This window comes from Kitasatospora sp. NPDC023176 (genome assembly GCF_055560495.1).
The window spans coordinates 189,256-211,010 of record NZ_JBVHIP010000001.1 but is presented as its reverse complement, the minus strand read 5'-3'; the positions used below and the strand labels follow the sequence as shown (position 1 = coordinate 211,010).

Genomic DNA, 21,755 nt, shown 5'->3' with positions numbered 1-21,755 from the left:
GGCGGGCAACAGCCGGACCGCCGGGGCCGGCGCCCGGTGCGGAACCGGGGCCGTCGGATGAGCGGCGCCACCCCGGCGGACCGGAGCGCCGAGCGGTTCCACGAGGACTGGTCCCGGCTGCTCTCCGCCGACCACGGCATCGCCGTCCACCCCGGCCTGCTCGGCCGGCTTGTCGCCCGCACCGCCGCGCTGCTGCACCGCGCCCAGCAGGACGATCCCTTCCAGCCCCGGCTGGCCGCCCAGGCCGCCGCCGAACTGGTCGACGCCCACTTCACCGACCCCGTGCTGCTCGCCCGAGCGGTCGAGCTGCTGCAGTCCCAGCCGATCCGCGACGACTGCGGCCCCGCCCTCACCGGTGCCTTCGCGGCCGGGTGGGCGAACGCCCTGCGCGAGCGGACGCTGAGCGAGCAGGAGGCCATCCGCACCGCCGCCGACGCCGCCCGCAAGGAGGCCGAACGCGCGCTGCGCGCCTCCGAGGCCCGGTTCCGCGCCCTGTTCGAGAGCGCCGCGATCGGCATCGCCATCGGCGACACCGACGGCAACATCCTGGCCGTCAACAAGGCCGTGCAGGAGCTGTTCGGAGCGGGGCCGGAGGACATGGTCGGCCGCCGGGTCGACGACCTCGTCCACCCTGAGGACACCCCGGGCGTCTGGGAGGCGTACGAGGAGCTGATCGGCGGCAAGCGGGAGTACTTCCAGTTCGACAAGCCGTACTACCGCCAGGACGGCGAGGTGGTCTGGACCCACCTCACCGTCTCGCTGATCCGCGACGACGACGGCGTCCCGCAGTACCAGGTCGCGATGCTGGAGGACGTCACCGACCGCTACCGGCTCCAGGAGCGGCTGCGCTACCAGGCCACCCACGACCCGCTGACCGGCCTGCCCAACCGTGCCGCCTTCTTCGAACGGCTGGAGAAGCTCTTCGAGGAACCGGAGCCCGGCGCCCGCTTCGGCCTCTGCTACGTCGACCTCGACGGCTTCAAGGTGGTCAACGACAGCCTCGGCCACGACATGGGCGACCAGCTGCTGTCCGCCGTCGCCGCCCGGCTGAAGGCCGCCCTCACCCCGCTCGGCCACCTGGTCGCCCGGCTCGGCGGCGACGAGTTCGTCGTGCTGCTGGAGAACTGCCGGGGCGAGCAGGAGGCGGTGGCCGCCGCCAAGACCGTGCTCAGGGCGCTGGCCGGGCCGGTGCTGATCGGCGACCACAAGCTCGCCGTCGGCGCCAGCGTCGGCGTGCTGGAGCGGCGGGTGTCCACCACCACCCCCGGCGCCGCCGTCCGGGCCGCCGACCTCACGCTCTACCGCGCCAAGGAGGCCGGCCGCGGCCGCTGGACGCTGTTCGACCCCAAGGAGAACGCCCGCGCGGTCAGCCGCTACGCGGTGTCCGTCCGGATGCCGGCCGCCCTGGACCGCGGCGAGTTCTTCATCGACTACCAGCCGCTCTACCGCCTCGCCGACGGCCGGATGGCCGCCGTGGAGGCGCTGGTGCGCTGGCGCCACCCGCAGCTCGGGGTGCTCGGCCCGGACGAGTTCGTCACCACCGCCGAGGAGACCGGGCTGATCATGCCGCTCGGCCGCTGGGTGCTGGAGCAGGCCTGCGGCCAGGCCGCGGACTGGATCAAGCGGTACGGCGACGCCGCACCGCAGCTCAACGTCAACCTGGCCGTCCGGCAGGCGCGCAGCGCCGCGCTGGTCACCGACCTCGCCCGGATCCTGGACGGCACCGGTCTGGACCCGGCCCGGCTGCAACTGGAGATCACCGAGTCGACCGTGGTCGGCCCCGAGGACGAGGCGCTGCGCACCCTGCACGGGCTGGTCGACCTCGGCGTGTCACTGGCGGTGGACGACTTCGGCACAGGCTGGTCCAACCTCGCCTACCTGCGCGACCTGCCGGTCTCCGGACTGAAGATCGCCGGCTCCTTCGTCGGCGACCTGCACGACCCGGCCAAGGACGGCGCCACCGGGTGGCGGATCGTCAGCGGCCTGGTGTCGATGGCGCACACGCTCGGCCTCAACGTCACCGCCGAGGGCGTGGAGACCCGCAAGGACGCCGAGCGGCTGCGCGGGATGGGCTGCGACTGGGCGCAGGGCTGGCACTTCGGCCGCCCGGTGCGGCCCGCCGAGATCGCCCGCCGGATCGTCGAGGAGCCGGCGGGGCGGCCGGTCGCGGCGGGATGATCCCCCGCCCGTCCTCCGGCGGCCCTTCCCGCCGTCGGGACGGAGGCGCCGCGGCGCGGTGGCCGCGGCTCGGTCCCGTTCCGGCAAGCGTTCCGGAACCGTTCCGGAAACCGCCCTACGGCCCCGCCCGGTATGCGGGATGATGGCGCGTCAAAATCACCACCCGGCACCGGTGCGCCCGTGGTCACGGCCTTCGCACCGGCCCCGGGGCACGGGGAGGGGAGCGCCGCCATGGGCGCAACGGAGGGCGCCGGTCCGGCCGAGGGGGACCGGCCCCAGGGGTGGCCGGGGGAGCCGCCGCGGACCAGGGTCGACTGGGGGTCGCGGGAGCGCGGCTCGCGGTTCCGGGGGTCGTGGGACCGGCGGCTCGGCGCCCAGGGCGGGGGACGGGGCGAGGCGGGATCCGGCGCGGGGTCCGGCTCAAGGTCCGGCTCGGGCGTCGGCGCGGACACCGGCGCGGGGGACGGCGCGGAGCGGCCGTCGCGGCTCGGCGCCCGGCGGCCCACCGGGGTGGACCCGGAGGCGGGCACCCGGCGGATGCCCGGTCCGCGCCACGACCCGGAGGCCGGCACCCGCCGGATGCCCGGTCGCCGGCCCGATCCGGAGGCCCCGACGAAGGTCCGGCCCGGCGCCCCGGGGCGGTTCGACCCGGAGGCCGTCACCGAGGTGGTGCGGCCCCGGTCCGCGGGCGGGCCGTCCTGGCAGGACAACATCGGCCCGGGGCCCAGCCCGAACGGTGCGCCGGGGCCGAACGGCGCGCCGGGCCCGGGCGGGGGGCCCGGCCCGGTCGGTGGGCCGGAGCCGGGCGGCGGCGGGTTCACCGGGCAGGCCGGCCCGACCGAGGACGGCTTCCCGGACGCCCTGCGCGACCGCTTCGCCCCGCTGGGCAGGGCGGGCGCCGGCGCCGAGGGCACCGTCTGGTACGTCCGGCGCACCGACGGCGGCGCGGACGCCGCGGTCAAGGTGTCCGTGGTCGGCCACCCGATGGACCACGACCTGCTCGTCCACCTGCGCAACGACGGCTTCCGCCGGCACGTCCCGCACCTGATCGACTTCGGCCGGGTGCGCCACCACGGCGCGCTGGTCGACTGGGTGGCGATGGAGTACCTGCCGGTCACCCTCTCCGCGTACGTCGCCGGGCTGCGCCGGGACGGCGCCCACACCGACCCGCGGACCACCGAGCAGATCGTCTACGAGCTGGTCTCGCTGCTGGAGTTCTGGCAGCGGCGGATCCAGCGCAACCCACTGGACTTCAAGCCGGCCAACATCCTGGTCCGACCCGGCCGCGGGCCCGGGGAGTTCGTGATCGCGGACTTCGGCGGCGTCGACCGGCTCACCGACAGCCGCCGCTTCACCTCCGCGATGATGGTCACCGTCGCCTACATGGCCCCCGAGCAACTGGCCGGCAAGAACCACGAGGCCGGGCCCTGGTGGGGGCTCGGCAACGTGCTGTACGAACTGTTCGTCGGCCGCCCCCGCTTCGTCGGCGCGGACGGCGAGCGGGCCGCCGACCACGACCTGGAACTGGAACTGGTCATGGGCGAGGAGGTGGACCTCACCGCCGTCACTGACCAGCGCCAACTGCTGCTGCTCCAAGGCCTGTTCACCAAGAAGCCGGAGGACCGCTGGACCGCCCCGGAGGTCCGCAGCTGGCTGGCCGGCGGCAGCCCGGAGGTGATCCGGCGCCGCCCGCAGGCCCGCCGGCCGATCACCTTCCTCGGCGACCCGTTCACCGACCCGGCCCGGCTCACCGAGGTGCTGCTGCGCAACTCCGGTGCGGCGGCGCGCTGGCTGGCGGCGGTGGGGGCGGAGCGGCTGCGCGACTGGCTGCGCGACGAGGTCCAGGACTCCGTGTTCGACCTGCACTACCTCACCGACGTGGTCCGCTCGCCCGGCTCCCGGCGCGAGGCGGTGGCCGGCGTCGCCGTGCTCGCCCTCGGCGCCGCCTACGCCCCGTCCGCCGTCCCGCACTACCGCGACCGGCCGGTCGACCCGGCCGGACTGGAGCGCGTCGCCACCGAGCCGGACGGCGCCGCGTTCATCGACGAACTGGTCCGCGGCGGCGCCCCCGCCGTCGCCGCGCGCTACGACTGCTTCCACCCCGAGTGCTCCGGCGAGCACTGCTCGCGGCTGCTCGCCCTCGCCGCCCTCCCAGACGTGCTGGCCGAGGTGGAGCGCACCGCCCGCACCGTCGGCGGCGGCCGGCGCGGTGACGGCGGCCTCAGCCCGGAGGAGCGCGAGGAGGCCCACCGGCTGGCGGTCTGGCTGAGCATCCGCCCCGAGGAGCGGTACCGGCTGCTCGGCCGGCTCTCCCCGCTGCCCGCCGCGCTCCACCGACTGCCACTGCCCGTACGGGCGTCGGAGCTCGCCGCGGTGGCCGCGGCGGCGGTGGTGGACGGGGCGCTGACGGCCGGCGCCGGGGCCCGTACGGCGGTGCGCTCGGCCGCCCGGCGACCGGCGCCCGACCCGGCGGCGGCCACCCCCCGGGACGTGGTGCGGCGCCGCTGGTCGGCGCTGCGGCGGCGGGCGGTGGGGGCCGAGCCGGAGCAGGTCGCGGGGCGGGCGGCGCTGGTGGCCGCGGAGGCGCTGCGCCGACGCGGCCGGGGGCGGGCGGAGCGGTCCGGGCCCGAGGCGGAGGCGGGCGCGCTGCGGGAGGGCCGGGCGCGGGCCGGTCGGGCGGCCCGGCTGTGGCGCGAGCGGCGCCGACAGCCGCCGGTGGACTGGGCGGCCCGGCTGCGGCTCTGGTGGCCGTACGCCCGCACCATGCTGCCGCGCCGGGTGGCGGCGGCCGCGCTGCTGGTGGTGGGCCTGGGGCTGCTGCTGTGGACGGGGGCGGTGCTGCGCTACCCGGTCGAGTCCGGGCATCAACTCGACCTCTCGCCCGACCTGTTCGGCGGGCCGCTGCGCTTCGCCGGGCGGCGGGCGGCCGAGCAGGTGGTCGGCAAACTGGGCGCGGCCTTCGTCGCGGCCGCCGTGCTCGCCTTCTTCCCGGCCCCGGTCGGGTTCGGTACGGCCCTGCTGACCGGCGCGGGCGCCCTCGTGATCGGTTACCTGCGGCTCGGACCGCCGATGACGGCCGTGCAGGCGCCCCGGGCGGTGGCCGACCGGGTGGTCATGTTCGAGGGCGGGATGGGCAGTTGGGCCGGGATCGCGGCGGTGGTGGCGCTGGTGGCGGCCGTGGTGCTGATCGAGCGGGCGGCCGGCCGGCTGCTCAAGCCCGCCCAGCAGGCCCGGCGGCGGGTCCGGGAGGCCTGGCGGGACCTCGACCGGCGGGCCGAGCGGGCCGAGCGGGCGGCGCGGGTCGCGGGCGCTCCGGCCCGGCCGGTTCCGGCGGCGGGCGCCGCCAGGGCGTGGGGTACGGGCCGGGCGGGGACGCGTGACCGGCTGCGGTTCACGCTCGCCGGCACCGGGGTGCTGGTCCTGCTGCTGTGGGCGGCGGTCGAGGTGCGGCTCGCGGCCACCGGGGTGCACCGGACGCCGGACTCCTGGGGGACGGGGCAGACCGGTGCGTCCTACCAGGCGGGGTTCGTCGTGCTGCTGGCCGCGGTGACGCTGCTGAGCACTCTCGGGACGCTGGTCACCGCGCGGGTGCTGTTCGTCGGCTGGATCCTCGGCACCCTGTTCCTGGGCGCCTGGCCGGGGCAGCTGGGGCCGGTGGAGGCGCTGCGGATCCCGGTGTTCGGGGGGCTGTTCGGCGCGGTCGCGAACTGGTGGGGGCACGGCGCGTTCTGGGCGGCGCTGCTGGTGGCGCTGCCGCTGGCGGCGTACGGGGTGCTGCGGACGGTGCGGGGGGCGGGAGCGGGGGGCTGACGAAGGGCGGCTGACAGCTGACAGATAACAGATATTGAAATCTGTCATCTGTCGGCTGTTATCTGTCAGTCGTTCGTCGTTCGTTGTCCGCCGCTCGCTGCCCGTCGTCCGCCGTGCTCAGCCCACCAGTCGGGAGAGTTCGATCGAGTGCCCGGTCCGCTCCACCTTGGCCGTCAGGTACCGGACGTTGCTCGCCGACAGGTGGACACCGGTCGGCACCCGCCGGCGGACGGCGACCCCGAGCTCGGTCAGCTGGGCGGCCTTGTCCGGGTTGTTGCTCAGTAGGTCGATGCCGTCGACGCCGAGCGTGGCGAGCATCTGGGCGGCCGCGGTGTAGTCCCGGCCGTCCTCGGGCAGGCCCAGCGCGGTGTTGGCGTCGTACGTGTCCAGACCGGAGTCCTGAAGGGCGTACGCCTCGAGCTTGTTGTAGAGGCCGATGCCCCGGCCCTCCTGGCGCAGGTAGAGCAGGTACCCGCCGGCCTCGCTGATCCGCTCCACCGACTCGCGCAGCTGCGGGCCGCAGTCGCAGCGGTCCGAGCCGAAGACGTCGCCGGTCAGGCACTCGGAGTGCAGTCGCACCAGCGGGGTCCCGCCGTCCGGCACGGTGCCGAGGGCGAGCGCCAGGTGCTCGGCGCCGTCGGTGAGGCCGTGAAAGGTGGAGACCTCCGCGTCGGCGCGGTAGCCGTCGGGGAAGGTGAGCGGGATGCGCACGCGCGAGCGCACCGTGGCGGAGCCGGGTTGAGGCATGGACGGGCCTCCGTCGATCGGGGGTGGACCGGGTTTGACCGGGTCGGATCTTCGGATCCGGAGTGGATCCGGATCGGATCCGAGAGGGATCCGATCGGTTCGGAGGTCGACCGTACCTGGTTGTTCCAATTTGAACAACTGCCTACTGCCGGTGATCGAACCGACTACGGAGGCGGACAACACCCCATCCGCCCCGCCTGTTCCCGTCCGGCGTACCAGCATGTGGAAGGGGCGGGACCCGAGGTGTGGACATCGCTACCCGACCGGAGCGGGCACCGATCGTCGGGTACGGCAGGGTGGGTCCTTCCTACGGTAGTGATCAGCAAGGGAAGGGCGGGGTTGGCGTGCTGGAGCACCTGAACCGGGCGATGGAGCACATCGAACGGCACTTGGACCATGAGATCGACGTGGCCGAACTGGCGCGGATCGCGATGACGTCGGAGTACCACTTCCGACGGCTGTTCTCGATGCTCGCCGGGATCCCGCTGTCGGAGTACGTCCGACGCCGGCGACTGACGGTCGCCGGGGCCGAAGTGCTCGACGGCGGGCGGACGTTGCTCGATGTCGCGGTCAGCTACGGCTACACCTCGGGGGAGGCGTTCGCCCGGGCGTTCCGGGCGATGCACGGGGTTGGGCCCGGTGAGGCCCGGCGCGACGGCGCGGTGCTCGTCTCCCAGCCCCGGATGTCCTTCCGACTCATCGTGGAGGGAAGCAGCAGCATGGAATACCGGATCGTCGAGAAGCCGGACTTCCGGATCGTCGGGAAGAAGGCCCGGGTCACCCTGATCTACCAGGGTGTCAATCCGGGTGTCGCCGAGTTCATCAAGGGGCTCGGCAAGGAGACCGTGGAACGGATCACCGCACTGACCGGCAAGGAGCCGGAGGGCATCGTCTCGGTGAACGACGGCTTCGCGCCCAACCGGGAGGAGGGGTCCGAATACGACTACTGGCACGCGGTGGTGGCGAGCGAGGACGCCGTCGTCCCGGATGACCTGGATGTCCTGCACGTCCCGGCCGGGACGTGGGCGGTGTTCAGTAGCAGCGGGCCGTTCCCGCAGGCGCTGCAGGAGATGTGGGGGAACGTGGGCAGCCAGTGGTTCCCGTCCAACCCGTACGAGGCCCGGCCGGGTCCGGAAATCCTGAGGACCCGCTTCATCCCGGGGACGGGCGACGCGGACGCGGAGCTCTGGATCCCGGTGGCGCGGGCCGTGCGGGGCTGACCGCGGTCGGGGTCTGCGCTCGGCTGACGGCTGACAGGTAACAGCTGACAAGTAACAGATAACAGCAAACAGATAACAGCTGACGGATGACAGATTTCGAAATCTGTCATCCGTCAGCTGTCTTTTGTTCGTCCGCCCCCGTTCGGCCCACCAGCGCCCGCCCCCGCCCCACCGCGCCCCGCATGCTGGGGCGGGGGGCAGGGGCCGCAGGCCGCTACCCGAGGAGTGGGATCACCGATGGCCAAGGCATTCGGCTTCGTCGACTACGGCGGACCGGAGACGCAGGAGTTCCTCGACCGTCCCGTACTCGCCCCGGGCTCCGGCCAGCTGGCGATCACCGTCCGGGCCGCCGGGGTGAACCCGGTGGACGGGAAGATCCGCCGGGGCTTCCTCGGCCGCGAACGCCAACTTCCCGCCGTGATGGGCCAGGAGGCCGCCGGAGTGGTGCAGCAGGTCGGCCCCGGGGTCACCGGCTTCACCCCGGGCGACGAGGTGTTCGGCCTCGTCGCCGCCGGAGCCTTCGCCGAACAGACCCTGCTGCGGGCCGAGTTGAGTGCCCTCAAGCCCGAGGCCGTCGGCTTCGACCAGGCCGCCGTGCTCTCTGTGTCGGTTGCCACCGCCGACGACGCCGTCCGCCAACTCGCCCTGGGCGCCGGGCGGACGCTGCTGATCCTCGGCATCGCCGGCGGGGTCGGCAGCGCCGCCGCCCAGATCGCCCGCAGCCAGGGCCTGGTCGTGCTCGGCACCGCGAGCGACGCCAACCGGGCCTACGTGGAGTCCCTCGGTGCGACGCAGGTCCGCTACGGCGACGGCGTCGCCGGGCGGATCGCCGAGGCCGCCCCCGACGGCGTCGACGGCATCCTCGACCTGGTCGGTGGCGACGCCCTGCGGGCCGTGGCTGACGTCCGCGCCGACCGCACCGAGCTGGTCAGCACCGCCGACCCGGCCACCGCCGCCGAACTCGGCGGCCGCTACGTCACCCGCTCGACCACCCCCGAGACCCTCGCCGCCCTCGCCGCCCTGGTCGCCGCCGGAGACCTCGACCCGCAGGTCAGCGCACGCTACCCGCTCGGCCGCGCCGCCGAGGCACTCGCCGAGGTCGAGTCCGGGCACGCCCGCGGCAAGGTGATCATCGAAGTCTCCTGACGCAGCAGCCCTTTGACGAACACCGAACACCGAACACCGAGCACCGAGTACCGAGTACCGAGCACCGACAACAGAGCACCAAGCATCGAGCACCGACAATAGAGCACCAAGCATCGAGCACCCACAACAGAGCACCAAGCATCGAGCACCCACAACAGAACACCCACAACAGGACACCGAGAACCGAGCACCGAGATTCGAGAGCCAGGAGCCGGGAGCCATGAAGCAGACCTCCGTCACCACCAACGCCCCGTGCTGGGTCGAGCTGGGCACCGACGACCCGGCCGCCGCCCGGACCTTCTACGCCGAACTGTTCGGCTGGCGCCCCGACAGTGACGTCCGCCCCGAGGACGAGGGCTACACCCAGATGTTCGTCGGCGAGGCCCCGGCCGCCGCCGTCACCCCGCGGTACGCGCCGCAGCAGCCGGTGGCCTGGACGGTCGCCTTCGCGGTCGCCGACGCCGAGGCCACCGCGGCGAGGATCAAGGCGGCCGGCGGCAAGGTCCTCAAGGAGCCCACCGATGTGCGCGACCTCGGCCGCTTCTCGGTGGCCGCGGACCCGTCCGGCGCGGTCTTCATCCTCTGGCAGGCCCGCGCCTTCGAGGGCGCCGGGGTGTTCAACGAGCCCGGCGCCCTCGGCTGGGTGGAGCTGGCCACCCGGGACGCCGCCGGCGCGGCCGCCTTCTACCCGGCGGTCTTCGGCTGGTCCGTCGCGCCGTCCGAGTACTACACCCAGTGGGGCCTGGACGGTCAGGACTTCGGCGGGATGGTGGTGATGGACGACGGCTTCCCGCCGGAGGTGGCGCCGCACTGGCTGCCGTACTTCTCGGTCGCCGACGTCGACAACACGGTCGGCCGGGCGGTCGCGATGGGCGCGGACGTGCTGATGCCCGCCTACTCCATGCCGGTCCGGCGGATCGCCGTGCTGCGGGACGACCAGGGCGCCCCCTTCGGCATCTACCGCGACGGCGCCGAGGGCTGAGCGCCCGGCCCGTCCGAACGCGGGGAGGCACTCGCGGCCGTCCGCGCCCGGGAGCCGCGCGAGCGCCAGGCCGTGGCCGCCGCGCCCGCCGTGACCAGCAGCGCGCCCAGCGGCACCACGTCGCCGATCCGGTCGTACCAGGTCAGCGTCCCGGGCGCGGTGAGCGGCAGCCGTACGGTCAGCGCGCCGGTGCCGTCGGTGCCCAGCCGGGCCAGCTCCCGGCCCTGGGCGTCGAAGGCGGCGGAGACCCCGGTGAGCGAGGCCTGGACGGCCGGGCGCCCGGTCTCGGCGGCCCGGATCGCCGCCAGCGAGACGTGCTGTTCGGGTGCCCAGGTGTGCTGGAAGGTGGAGGTCGAGGACTGGTAGACCAGCACCCGGGCGCCGTCCCGGGCCGCAGCGCGCGCCATGTCCGGGAAGGCCGACTCGAAGCAGATCAGCGCGCCGACCGGCAGTGGCCGACCAGAGCGGTCGGTGGTGGGCAGGATGTGGAAGGCGGTGCCGGGGGCCCGGTTCTCGCCCGCGGCCCGGCTGACTCCGGCGATCCAGCCGAACAGCGGCCGCAGCGGGATGTACTCGCCGAACGGCACGAGGCGGATCTTGCGGTAGCGGTCCACCACCCCGTCGGGGGAGACCAGTACCGCGTCCTTGGAGATCCGCCCGTCGGCCTTGCGGGCGTCCTCCCCGGCCAGCAGCTCGGCGCCGGTGGTGACGGCCAGCCGGCGCAGCGCGTCCAGGGCGGCCGGGTCGTGGTCCAGGTCGGCGGTGGTGCTGCTCTCGCCCCAGACCACCAGGTCCACCGGCTGCCCGACCAGGTCGGTGGTGGCCCGCGCGCTGGCGTCGAACCGGGCCTGGGGGTCCTCGACGATGCCGGGCTGGACCAGCGCCACCGTCACCGCCCCGGCCCCCACCGGCGCCGGGCGCAGTGCGAACAGCAGCGGACCGGCGGCCAGTACCAGGACGGTCACCAGTGCGGCGACCGCCCGGGGCCGCCGCCGCACCGCCGTCAGTACGATCAGCACCCCGGTGTTCACCGCCGCCACCGCCGCGCTGACCAGCCAGATCCCGCCCGCCGAGGCCAGTCCGAGGATCGCCGGGTGCTGCCACTGGGTGGCGCCGAGCAGGGCCCACGGACCGCCGAGCGCGTGCCAGGAGCGCGCGTACTCGGCGCTCACCCACACCGCGGGGACGACCAGCAGCGCGAGCAGGGCCCGGGGGGTGGTCAGCGGCGGGCGCAGCAGCCGGTGCACCGCGTACCCGACCGGGGCCTGCAGCGCCCCGAACAGCACCGCGAGCACGGGCAGCGCCGGTCCGACGGACGGCACCAGCCAGTACATCGCGGTCAGGATGAACCCAGCCCCGAACCACCAGCCGCGCACCGCCGCCTCCCGCCCCGACGGCGCCCGCTGTGCCAGCAGCAGCCCCGGCACGAGCGCGACCCAGGCGAGCCACGCCTGCCCGGGCGCGGGGAACGCCACCACGGGCACGGCCCCGGCCGCCAGCGCCCCGAGCCGTGCCCGGTACCGGTGCGGCACGCGCGGCTCACGTTGCTCCGTGCGAGCCGTGCGGGCTGTGCGGGTTGTGCGGGCCGTGCTCAGGACCGGGCTGGCGGGAACGCTGCGGCGCGACATGCCCCGTATTGTCCGCGCGGGCGACGCCCGGTGCCAGATGGCGGCACACGCGGTTGACGCCAGTCCTCGGAACGGTGCCGGCTCTCGGAACGGTGCCGGCTCTTGGAACGGTGCCGCTCCTCGGAACGGTTCTGGTCATCGGCACCACCGGACCGATCCCTGACCAGCCCGCGCACCGGCCGGACGTCACGACGCTGGCCGGAGGTCACGACGGTGGCCGGACAGCACGACGGTGGCCGGCCGCCTTCCCGGAGGAACGCGGCCGGCCACCGTCCGGTCGGAGGGCCTCAGCCCTCGTCGCCCTCCAGGTCGCCCTCGGTCTCCAGGAACGCGGCCTGCAGCTGCTCGATCAGCTGCGGGTCCGGCTGCTCCCACAGCCCGCGGCTCGCCGCCTCCAGCAGGCGCTCGCTGATCCCGTGCAGCGCCCAGGGGTTGGCGCCGGCCAGGAACTCGCGGTTGACCGGATCGAGGACGTACTCCTGGGTGAGCTTCTCGTACATCCAGTCCGCGATCACGCCGGTCGTGGCGTCGTAGCCGAACAGGTAGTCGACCGTCGCGGCCATCTCGAAGGCGCCCTTGTAGCCGTGGCGGCGCATCGCGTCCATCCACCGCGGGTTGACCACCCGGGCGCGGAAGACGCGGGCGGCCTCCTCGGTGAGGGTGCGGGTGCGGACCGTCTCCGGGCGGGTCGAGTCGCCGATGTAGGCGGTCGGGGCCTTGCCGGTGAGGGCGCGCACGGTGGCCACCATGCCGCCGTGGTACTGGAAGTAGTCGTCCGAGTCGGCGATGTCGTGCTCGCGGGTGTCGGTGTTCTTCGCGGCGACGGTGATCCGCTTGTACGCGGTCTCCATCTCCTCGCGGGCCGGGCGTCCGTCCAGTCCGCGACCGTACGCGTAGCCGCCCCAGACGGTGTAGACCTCGGCGAGGTCGGCGTCGGTGCGCCAGTCCCGGCTGTCGATCAGCTGGAGCAGGCCTGCCCCGTAGGTGCCCGGGCGGGAGCCGAAGACGCGGACGGTGGCCTTGCGCTCGTCGCCGTGCACCGCGAGGTCGGCTTGGACGTGGGCGCGGACGAAGTTGTCGTCGTCGGCCTCCTCCTGGGCGGCGGCCAGGCGCACCGCGTCGTCCAGCAAGGCGACGACGTGTGGGAAGGCGTCCCGGAAGAAGCCGGAGATGCGCAGCGTGACGTCGATGCGCGGGCGGCCGAGCTCGGCCGCCGGGATCGCCTCCAGGCCGGTGACCCGGCGCGAGGCGTCGTCCCAGACCGGGCGGACGCCCAGCAGGGCGAAGGCCTCGGCGATGTCGTCGCCGGCGGTGCGCATCGCGCTGGTGCCCCAGAGCGAGAGCCCGACCGAGGGCGGGTAGGCGCCGTCGTTGTCGGCCCGGTAGCGGTCGATCAGCGAACTCGCCAGCGCCTGGCCGGTCTCCCAGGCGAGCTTGCTGGGGACGGCCTTCGGATCGACGGAGTAGAAGTTGCGGCCGGTCGGCAGCACGTTGACCAGGCCGCGCAGCGGTGAGCCGGACGGGCCCGCCGGGACGAAGCCGCCCTGGAGCGCGTGCAGCACGGCGTCCAGCTCGTCGGTGGTGGCGGCCAGCCGGGGCACCACCTGGGTGGCGGCGAAGTCGAGCACCTGGCGGACGGCCTCCGGCAGCCCGGCGGCGACCTTCTCCACCGCCTCGGGCGCCCAGTCCTCCGCCTCCATCGCCTCGACCAGGGCGCGGGCCTGCGCCTCGGCCGCGTCGGTGGCGCCGAGGGTGAGGGCCGCCTCGTCCAGGCCGAGCGCCTCGCGCAGGCCGGGCAGCGCGCTGACGCCGCCCCAGATCTGCCGGGCGCGCAGGATGGCGAGCACGATGTTGATCCGGTCGGTACCGGCCGGGGCCTGGCCGAGGACGTGCAGGCCGTCGCGGATCTGGGCGTCCTTGATCTCGCACAGCCAGCCGTCGACGTGCAGCAGGAAGTCGTCGAAGCCGTCGTCCTCGGGGCGCTCGTCCAGGCCGAGGTCGTGGTCCAGCTTGGCGGCCTGGATCAGGGTCCAGATCTGGGCGCGGATCGCGGGCAGCTTGGCCGGGTCCATCGCGGCGATGTTGGAGTGCTCGTCGAGCAGCTGCTCCAGGCGCGCGATGTCGCCGTAGGAGTCGGCGCGGGCCATCGGCGGGACGAGGTGGTCGACGAGGGTGGCGTGGGCGCGGCGCTTGGCCTGGGTGCCCTCGCCCGGGTCGTTGACCAGGAAGGGGTAGATCAGCGGGAGGTCGCCGAGGACGGCGTCCGGGCCGCACTCGGCGGACAGCGCGGCGGTCTTGCCGGGCAGCCACTCCAGGTTGCCGTGCTTGCCGAGGTGGATGACGGCGTGGGCGCCGAAGCCGCCGTCCTGCTGGGCGGCCTGGATCCAGCGGTAGGCGGCCAGGTAGTGGTGGCTCGGCGGGAGGTCCGGGTCGTGGTAGATGGCGACCGGGTTCTCGCCGAAGCCGCGCGGCGGCTGGATGAGCACCAGCAGGTTCCCGGAGCGGATCGCGGCGAGCACGATGTCGCCGTCCGGGTTCTGCGAGCGGTCGACGTACAGCTCGCCGGGGGCCGGGCCCCAGTGCTCCTCGACCCGTGCGCGCAGGCCCTGGGGGAGGGTGGCGTACCAGCGGCGGTAGTCGGCGGCCGGGATGCGGACCGGGTTGCGGGCCAACTGGTCCTCGGTGAGCCAGTCCTGGTCGTAGCCGCCGGCCGCGATCAGGGCGTGGATCAGGGCGTCGCCCTCGTGGCCGTCGTCCTCGCCGCCGTCGGTGGCGGTGTTGAAGCCGGGCAGGTCGGAGCCGAGGTCCATGCCCTCCGCGCGCAGCCGCTCCAGCAGGCGCACCGCGCTGGCCGGGGTGTCCAGGCCGACGGCGTTGCCGACCCGGGAGTGCTTGGTCGGGTAGGCGGACAGCACAAGGGCGAGGCGGCGCTCGGCGGCCGGGACGTGCCGCAGCCGGGCGTGCCGGACGGCGGTGCCGGCCACCCGGGCGGCGCGCTCCGGGTCGGCGGCGTAGACGGTCAGGCCGTCCTCGTCCAGCTCCTTGAAGGAGAACGGGACGCTGATCAGGCGGCCGTCGAACTCGGGCACCGCGATCTGGGTGGCGGTGTCCAGCGGGGACAGGCCGTCGTCGCTGGACTCCCACTGGGCGCGGGACCAGGTGAGGCAGAGCGCCTGCAGGATCGGGCGGTCCAGCGCGGCCAGCGCGCCGGCGTCCCAGGCCTCCTCGTCGCCGCCGGCCTGGGCGTCGGCCGGGCGGGTGCCGCCGGCGGCGAGCACGGTGGTGACGATCGCGTCGGCCGCGCCGAGTTCGGCCAGCAGCTCGGGCTCGGCACCGCGCAGCGAGGCGCAGTAGTAGGCCTTCGCCCGGGCGCCCTGGTCCTCGACGGCCCGGCAGAGGGTCTCCACGAAGGCGGTGTTGCCGCTCATGTGGTGCGCCCGGTAGTAGAGCACCGCGACGGTCGGGCCGTCGGACGTACGGGCTTCACGCTCCAGCGGCCCCCAGGCGGGTGCGGAGGCGGGCGGGGCGAAGCCGTGGCCGGTCAGCAGCACGGTGTCGGAGAGGAAGGAGCCCAGCTCGGCCAGGTTGGCCGCGCCGCCGTGGGCGAGGTAGGCGTGCGCCTCGGCGGCGATGCCGGCCGGGACGGTGGACAACTCCATCAGCTGGGCGTCGGGGGCCTGTTCACCGGTCAGCACGACGACCGGGCGGGGACCGGCCAGCAGCGCGTCCAGGCCCTCCTGCCAGGCGCGGCGCCCGCCGAGCAGACGGACCACCACCAGCTCGGTGCCCTCCAGCAGCTCGGGCAGGTCCTCGGGGCTCAGCCGGGCCGGGTTGCCGAGCCGGTACGGGACCGGGCCGGTCGAGGCGCGGGCACTGAGCAGGTCGGTGTCGGACGTCGACAGCAGCAGGATCATGCGAAGGCCCTCCCGGCCTCGTGGGCGGCCGGGATGGCCGCAGTGGTGGCCGGGGCGGCCGCGGTGGTGGCCGGGGAAACGGGCGCGGGCATGCGACAGCGGTGGTGCATTTCTGCCTTCCTCGGGGTCCGCGCCCCGGGCCGGTGGAGGACGGCGGGAGTTCCTGGCTCCCGCGGCCGACCGGCTTCCCGGTGAGCCGCGGTCACAGTGGCGGGACCGCACCGGGCTCGCACCGGTTTCCTCCCCTGCGCCGTCGCTGGCGTGGACGGCCCGCTGGGGCCGTCCGCCTGCATCGTACCGGGGTGCGACTGACCTGGGGGAGAGCCGGCTTCGCTTCGCCCGGCGCACGGGCGGGCGCACGGTGCTCACCGGCGCCGGACGACAGCTCGGTGTGCGGCCGGTGTGCGGCCGGCGTGCTGCGGATGCGCTGGCGGGCGTGCTGGCGGGCGTGCTGCCGGATGTTCCGGCGGTGTGATGCAGCGGACGGGGGCAAGCGATCGGATCATCTGTATGCTCGCCGCCATGCCACCGACACCCGACGCCACCGCGCCGGGCGCCGCCGTGCCCGACCGGGGGCGCGCGGACGCCTGCCCCGGGGCGCTGCGCCTGCACGCCGCCGACGACGGCGGCCTCGCCCGGGTCCGGCTGCCCGGCGGACTGCTGACGGATCGTCAGGCCCTGGGCCTGGCCGAGGCGGCGGAGGCCCTGGGCGACGGGGAGTTGGAGACCACCTCGCGCGGCAACGTCCAACTCCGCGGCCTGGCCCGGGACTGCGGCGCCGAACTCGCCGACCGGCTGCGCGCCGTCGGACTGCTGCCCTCGGACACCCATGAGCGGGTGCGCAACATCGTCGCCTCGCCGCTGGCCGGACTGGACGCCGCCGGGAACGCCGATGTCCAGGCCTGGGTACGGGAACTGGACGCCCGGCTGTGCGCGAGCGACTGGGCGGCCGGGCTCTCCGGCAAGTTCCTGTTCGCGCTGGACGACGGGCGGGGCGACGTCGCCGCGCTCGACGCCGATGTGACATTGATCGCAGCTTCGGGCGGGCCCGCCGTGCTGCGCCTCGGGCGCGCCGCGGACGGACACCCGGTCGAGCCCGGGCAGGAGGTGACGGCCGTGCTGGACGCGGCCCACGCCTTCCTGGACGCGCTGCGGAGCAGCGGCCGCCGGGCCTGGCACGTGCGCGAGGTGCCCGATCTGCTGTCGGCCGGCCCGGTGCCGCTGCCCGCCGTCGCCGGTGCGCCGCCCGCCGTCGGCGTGCTGCCCGGGGGCCTCTCGGTGGGCGTGCGCTTCGGGCGGGCGAGCGCCGCGCAGTGGCGCGCGCTGGTCGCCGCCTCGGCCGGCGAACTGCGGCTGACCCCGTGGCGCGGCGCGGTGGTGCCCGGCGCCCCGGCCGACCGGCTGCCCGCGCTGGCGGCGGCCGGCTTCCGTACCGAGCCCGGTTCGCCCTGGGAGCGGGCCACCGCCTGCACCGGGCTGCCGGGCTGCGCCAAGTCGCTGGCCGACGTAAGGGCCGACGCGGCCCGGGCGTTGGCGGCGGCGGAGTCGGCGGAGTCGGCGGCGGGGATGGAGACGGGGCCGGGGACGGCGACCGGCGGACTGCCCGTCCACTGGTCGGGCTGTGAACGGCGCTGCGGCCATCCGGCCGGGCGGTGGGTGGACGTGCTCGCCACCGGGCACGGCTACCGGGTGACGGTGAACGGGCCGGCCACGACCGCGGGCGCCCCCGTGGACGTGAGGAACGAAGAGATGGCCGAGGCGGTCGCCGAGGCCAGGAGGACCACCAAGTGATCGAGTACGAGAAGGACGGCGCGTCCATCTACCGCCAGTCCTTTGCCACCATCCGTGCGGAGGCCGATCTGGCCGCCCTCCCGGCGGACGTCTCCCAGGTCGCGGTGCGGATGATCCACGCCTGCGGGATGACCGACCTGGTCGAGGACCTGGTGTACTCGCCCGGCGTGGTCGCCTCGGCGCGCGCGGCGCTGCACGCCGGTGCGCCGATCCTCTGCGACGTCAACATGGTCGCGAGCGGCGTCACCCGCAAGCGGCTGCCCGCCGACAACGAGGTGATCTGCACCCTCACCGACCCGTCGGTGCCCGAACTCGCCCGCGCGATGGGCAACACCCGCAGCGCGGCCGCCATGGAGCTGTGGCTGCCCCGGCTGGAGGGCGCCGTGGTGGCCGTCGGCAACGCGCCGACCTCGCTGTTCCGACTGCTGGAGATGATCGAGGCGGGCGCGCCGCGTCCGGCCGCGGTGATCGGTGTCCCGGTCGGCTTCATCGGCGCCGCCGAGTCCAAGCAGGCGCTGGCCGAACACCCCTCCGGCCTGGAGCACTTGGTGGTGCGCGGTCGGCGCGGCGGCAGCGCGATGGCCGCCGCCGCCATCAACGCGATTGCGAGCGAAGAAGAGTGACGGAACATCAGGATCCTCGGGCTGCCACCGGACGGCTGTACGGTGTCGGGCTCGGCCCCGGTGACCCCTCGCTGGTGACCGTCCGGGCGGCCGAACTCATCGGCAAGGCCGACGTGGTGGCGTACCACAGCGCCCGGCACGGCCGGTCCATCGCGCGCTCGATCGCCGAACGCTATCTGACGGGTGGTCAGATCGAGGAGAAGCTGGTCTACCCGCTCACCGTCGAGACCACCGACCACCCCGGCGGCTACCGGGGCGCGCTGGACGAGTTCTACGAGGAGGCAGCCGCCCGGCTGGCCGCCCACCTGGACGCCGGGCGCGACGTCGTCGTCCTCGCCGAGGGCGACCCGCTGTTCTACGGCTCCTACCAGCACATGCACAAGCGGCTCGCACACCGCTACCCGACCGAGGTGGTGCCCGGCGTGACCTCGGTCAGCGCGGCGGCGGCCCGGCTCGGCCGGCCGCTGACCGAGGCCGAGGAGACGCTCACCGTCATCCCCGGCACGCTGCCCGAGGAGGAGCTGGCGGCACGGATCGCCTCGGCGGACTCCGCGGTGATCATGAAGCTCGGGCGCACCTTCCCGACCGTCCGGCGGGCGCTGGAGCGGGCCGGCCGACTGGACGACGCCCAGTACGTCGAGCGCGCCTTCATGGACGGCGAGCGGATCGCGCCGCTCGCCGAGGTCGACGGGGAGACCGTTCCGTACTTCTCGGTGGTCGTGCTGCCCAGCAAGGTCGCGCCGCTGGAGCCGGAGGTGCGGCTCGCGGACGGCGTCGGCAGCGTGACCGTCGTCGGCACCGGCCCGGCCGGGCCGCTCTGGCTCACCCCCGATGCGCGTGGCGCCCTGGCCGAGGCCACCGACCTGGTCGGTTACACCACCTACCTGGACCGGGTGCCCGAGCGGCCGGGGCAGCGGCGGCACGGCTCGGACAACAAGGTGGAGTCGGAGCGCGCCGAGTTCGCGCTGGACCTCGCCCGGCGCGGGCACCGGGTCTGCGTGGTGTCCTCGGGCGACCCGGGCGTCTTCGCGATGGCCACCGCCGTGTTGGAGGTCGCCTGCGAGCCGGACTACCGGGACGTGCCGGTGCGGATCGTCCCCGGGATGACCGCCGCCCACGCGGCCGCCTCCCGGGCCGGCGCCCCGCTCGGGCACGACTACGCGGTGGTGTCGCTGTCGGACCGGCTCAAGCCCTGGGACGTGGTGGCCAAGCGACTGCGCGCCGCCGCCGAGGCGGACCTCGTGCTCGCGCTCTACAATCCGGGCTCCAAGTCCCGCACCACCCAGGTCGGTCTGACCCGGGACCTGCTGCTGGAGTACCGCGCGCCGGAGACTCCGGTGGTGATGGCCCGCGACGTCGGCGGGCCGACCGAGCGGATCCGGATCGTCCGGCTGGGCGAGCTGGACCCGGCACTGGTCGACATGCGGACCATCCTGCTGATCGGCTCCTCGCAGACCCGGGCGGTCGAGCGGGGCGGCGGCGTGGAGGTCGTCTGGACGCCCCGGCGGTACCCGGAGGCGTGACGGCGGGCGCGTCGCGGCTGACAGGGAACAAGCTGACAGCCGACAGGTGACAGCGGACAGATAACAGCTAACAGATAACGGATGACAGCTGACAGATGATGAAATCTGTCAGCTGTCATCCGTTTGCCGTCCGCTGTCCGCCGCTACCTCACCGGGTCGGCTTGGTGATCAGCAGCTCGGTGTTGTGGTCCTCCCCGGCGCCCAGCAGCGAGGAGACCCGCCCGTTGGGGTCGTTGTACGCCAGCTCGCGGTAGAGCGCCGCCAGGTTGGCGTCCGAGGTGCTGCCGAAGTCCGTGGAGTACGGCGCGGCGGACTCGATCAGCGTGGTGAACAGCGACAGCGTGCCGTCCCCGTTGTCCGCGATCTCGATGATGCGCCCGTGCTGCGGGTAGTCGATGTGCGAGGCGGTGTTGATCTCCCAGAACGCCCGCTCCGGCACCGCGTGCCCGTGCGCCGTGATCTTGTTCATGTGGGTGTGTCCGTTCACCCACGCGACCACGTTCGGGTAGCGCTGCAGCAGCGCGACCAGCTCGTTGCCGTCGTGCCGCTTCTCGAAGATGTTGCGAGGGTCCGGCAGCAGGTTGCCCATCGAGCCGCTGGTGTGGTGGCTGAAGAGCAGGATCACGTCGTCGGTGCTGCCGCCGGTGACCCGGTTCCCGTTGCTGTCGTACCAGTGCCCGCTGTGGTTCTTCAACTGCTGCTCCAGCCAGCGCAGTTGGGCGGTACCCAGCGAACCGTCGGCGAATCCGGCCTGGTTGGTGGTGTCCAGGCTGATGCCGACGACCTTCTCCGAGATCCGGAAGGTGTAGTAGAGCTTGCCGCTGCTCACCATGTCCGAGGTGAAGCCGTGCCCGTACGGACCGGCGCCGGTGACGGCCGGGTCGAGGTGGGCCTTGGCGAACTCCTTGAGCGTGAACGGGTGCCGGCGCTCGTCCGGGGTTATCCGGCGCACCGCGTCGCCGTTCGCGAGCAGCTTGGCGAGCAGCAGTACGGCACCCGCCGGGTCGCGGCGCAGCGAGTCCATCAGCTGGGCGGCGGTCGCGTCGTCGCAGCCCTCCAGCTTGAGGCCGCCCGTGTAGAGGTCGTTCAGCAGCCCGAAGTCCGGCAGCGAGCCCTCGATGCTGTCGTCGTGGTTGCCGACCGTGGTGAACCAGGGGGTGTGCAGGCCCGGCGCGTCGAAGGGCCGGCCGGCCGCGGACAGGAAGCCGGGCACCTGCGGGAAGCCCTTCGCCTTGTAGACGTCGCTGTAGGCGAGTTCGGGGTTCCAGAAGGCCGAGTTGCCGGAGTTCTGCACGCCCTCGTAGCGGGTCGGGTCGCCGGTGTTCTGGGCGAGCCGCCCGCCGCCCATGACGGTGAGGTACCAGTCGAGTTCGGCCAGCTCATGGTTGTCGGTGTTGTCACCGGTGGCCATCACCATGCTGAACGGCATCCCGGTGTACGGGCCGCCGGCGAGCGAGTTGACCCGCTCGACGAGGGCCGAGACACCACGGGCGTTCAGGGCCTCCTGGGGCCGGTAGGCGCTGTCGTTGAACTTGGCCAGGAACTCGAAACGCACCGGGGACTCGGTGTCCACCAGGTGCAGGTCGCTGAACTGGACGAAGCTGGCCAGCCCGGTGCGGCGGTCGTCCCGCCCGGTGCCCGGCGCCGCGAGCTCCCCGCGCACCACCAGCGGCCACCCCGGCCCGGCCGTCAGCCGCTTGTAGGAGCCGTCGCCGGACGGCGTGGCCACCTGCTCCAGGGTCGTCCCGGAGACGTTGACCGCCCGCGCGGCCGTGGTCGCCAGTGCCTGCTCGCGCGCCGCGGCCGAGGCGAACTGCGCGCCGCCCAGCGACAGGGCCGACCAGGCGGCGGCCACCGACGTACCGGTGAGGAAGGTGCGTCGTCTCATGCCTGCCACAAAAACCCCCACATGCTGATGGCCCGGTCGGGAAAGGCGTCCCGTCCACCGGGCCTGAGTGTCATGAACCCGCTTCTGGCGGACCGCCAGATTACCCACCGGTAGCCGGCGGCGTTAGGCCCGTGCGGAGAACTCTTCGGGAACGCGGGCCCGCCTCCCCTTCGCAGCCCCCACACCGGACGCCCGCCGCGACCCCGGTCGGGCCGCGGCCGGACGGATGGGGGAAAATCGGCGGCGACGACGGCCGGTGCGGCCGCTGGAGGAGCGACGGCCACACCGGCCGTCGACGGAACGAC

At 74.3% G+C, this 21,755-nt stretch carries 12 protein-coding genes and 1 riboswitch; of the genes, 8 read left to right on the top strand and 4 right to left on the bottom strand.

The window, feature by feature from the left end; all coding sequences use genetic code 11:
• Positions 1–57 precede the first annotated feature (57 nt).
• A complete protein-coding gene (locus tag ACZ3YL_RS01270) occupies positions 58–2,178 on the top strand; it encodes a putative bifunctional diguanylate cyclase/phosphodiesterase (protein WP_465654583.1) in 2,121 nt (706 codons plus the stop codon).
• Between the two features lie 231 nt (positions 2,179–2,409).
• Positions 2,410–5,988 (top strand): protein kinase domain-containing protein, encoded by a 3,579-nt coding sequence (locus ACZ3YL_RS01265; RefSeq protein ID WP_465654581.1) that lies wholly within the window; start codon positions 2,410–2,412, stop codon positions 5,986–5,988.
• A 117-nt stretch (positions 5,989–6,105) separates the two neighbouring features.
• Here ACZ3YL_RS01265 and ACZ3YL_RS01260 read toward each other — a convergent pair whose 3' ends face one another.
• The gene (locus ACZ3YL_RS01260; protein ID WP_465654579.1) at positions 6,106–6,735 is read right to left on the bottom strand and encodes a GTP cyclohydrolase II; all 630 of its coding nucleotides are present in this window, start codon (positions 6,733–6,735) and stop codon (positions 6,106–6,108) included.
• A 344-nt stretch (positions 6,736–7,079) separates the two neighbouring features.
• On the opposite strand from ACZ3YL_RS01260, the gene ACZ3YL_RS01255 reads away from it, so the two are divergent.
• The 3 genes from ACZ3YL_RS01255 to ACZ3YL_RS01245 all read left to right on the top strand — a co-directional run bounded on the left by ACZ3YL_RS01255 (position 7,080) and on the right by ACZ3YL_RS01245 (position 10,083).
• Positions 7,080–7,955 (top strand): AraC family transcriptional regulator, encoded by an 876-nt coding sequence (locus tag ACZ3YL_RS01255; protein WP_188305659.1) that lies wholly within the window; start codon positions 7,080–7,082, stop codon positions 7,953–7,955.
• A 237-nt stretch (positions 7,956–8,192) separates the two neighbouring features.
• Complete coding sequence (locus tag ACZ3YL_RS01250) at positions 8,193–9,101, top strand: NADP-dependent oxidoreductase (protein ID WP_188305658.1); 909 nt, start codon at positions 8,193–8,195, stop codon at positions 9,099–9,101.
• 220 nt (positions 9,102–9,321) lie between these two features.
• Positions 9,322–10,083, top strand: a complete 762-nt coding sequence (locus ACZ3YL_RS01245; protein ID WP_188305657.1) for a VOC family protein — start codon at positions 9,322–9,324, stop codon at positions 10,081–10,083.
• Here ACZ3YL_RS01245 and lnt read toward each other — a convergent pair.
• Both lnt and cobN read right to left on the bottom strand, forming a co-directional pair.
• A complete protein-coding gene (lnt, locus tag ACZ3YL_RS01240; RefSeq protein ID WP_465654576.1) occupies positions 10,059–11,615 on the bottom strand; it encodes an apolipoprotein N-acyltransferase in 1,557 nt (518 codons plus the stop codon). The genes ACZ3YL_RS01245 and lnt overlap by 25 nt on opposite strands.
• A gap of 383 nt (positions 11,616–11,998) precedes the next feature.
• On the bottom strand, positions 11,999–15,625 hold the full coding sequence (gene cobN / locus ACZ3YL_RS01235; RefSeq protein WP_465654574.1) for a cobaltochelatase subunit CobN: 3,627 nt from the start codon (positions 15,623–15,625) through the stop codon (positions 11,999–12,001).
• A 157-nt stretch (positions 15,626–15,782) separates the two neighbouring features.
• A riboswitch (cobalamin riboswitch) is annotated at positions 15,783–15,868 on the bottom strand.
• A 267-nt stretch (positions 15,869–16,135) separates the two neighbouring features.
• Between cobN and ACZ3YL_RS01230 the strand changes: the two genes are divergently transcribed.
• The 3 genes from ACZ3YL_RS01230 to ACZ3YL_RS01220 are packed head-to-tail and all read left to right on the top strand — an operon-like array spanning position 16,136 to position 19,562.
• Positions 16,136–17,416, top strand: coding sequence for a hypothetical protein (locus ACZ3YL_RS01230; RefSeq protein ID WP_465654572.1), 1,281 nt, complete (start codon positions 16,136–16,138; stop codon positions 17,414–17,416).
• Positions 17,413–18,039, top strand: coding sequence for a precorrin-8X methylmutase (locus ACZ3YL_RS01225; RefSeq protein ID WP_188303047.1), 627 nt, complete (start codon positions 17,413–17,415; stop codon positions 18,037–18,039). The genes ACZ3YL_RS01230 and ACZ3YL_RS01225 overlap by 4 nt, the downstream gene beginning before the upstream one ends.
• Positions 18,036–19,562, top strand: coding sequence for a precorrin-2 C(20)-methyltransferase (locus ACZ3YL_RS01220; protein ID WP_188303046.1), 1,527 nt, complete (start codon positions 18,036–18,038; stop codon positions 19,560–19,562). Before ACZ3YL_RS01225 ends, ACZ3YL_RS01220 begins: the two co-directional genes overlap by 4 nt.
• A 148-nt stretch (positions 19,563–19,710) precedes the next feature.
• Here ACZ3YL_RS01220 and ACZ3YL_RS01215 read toward each other — a convergent pair whose 3' ends face one another.
• Entirely contained in the window at positions 19,711–21,450 is a 1,740-nt protein-coding gene (locus ACZ3YL_RS01215) for a TIGR03767 family metallophosphoesterase (RefSeq protein WP_465654570.1), read from the bottom strand.
• Positions 21,451–21,755 lie beyond the last annotated feature (305 nt).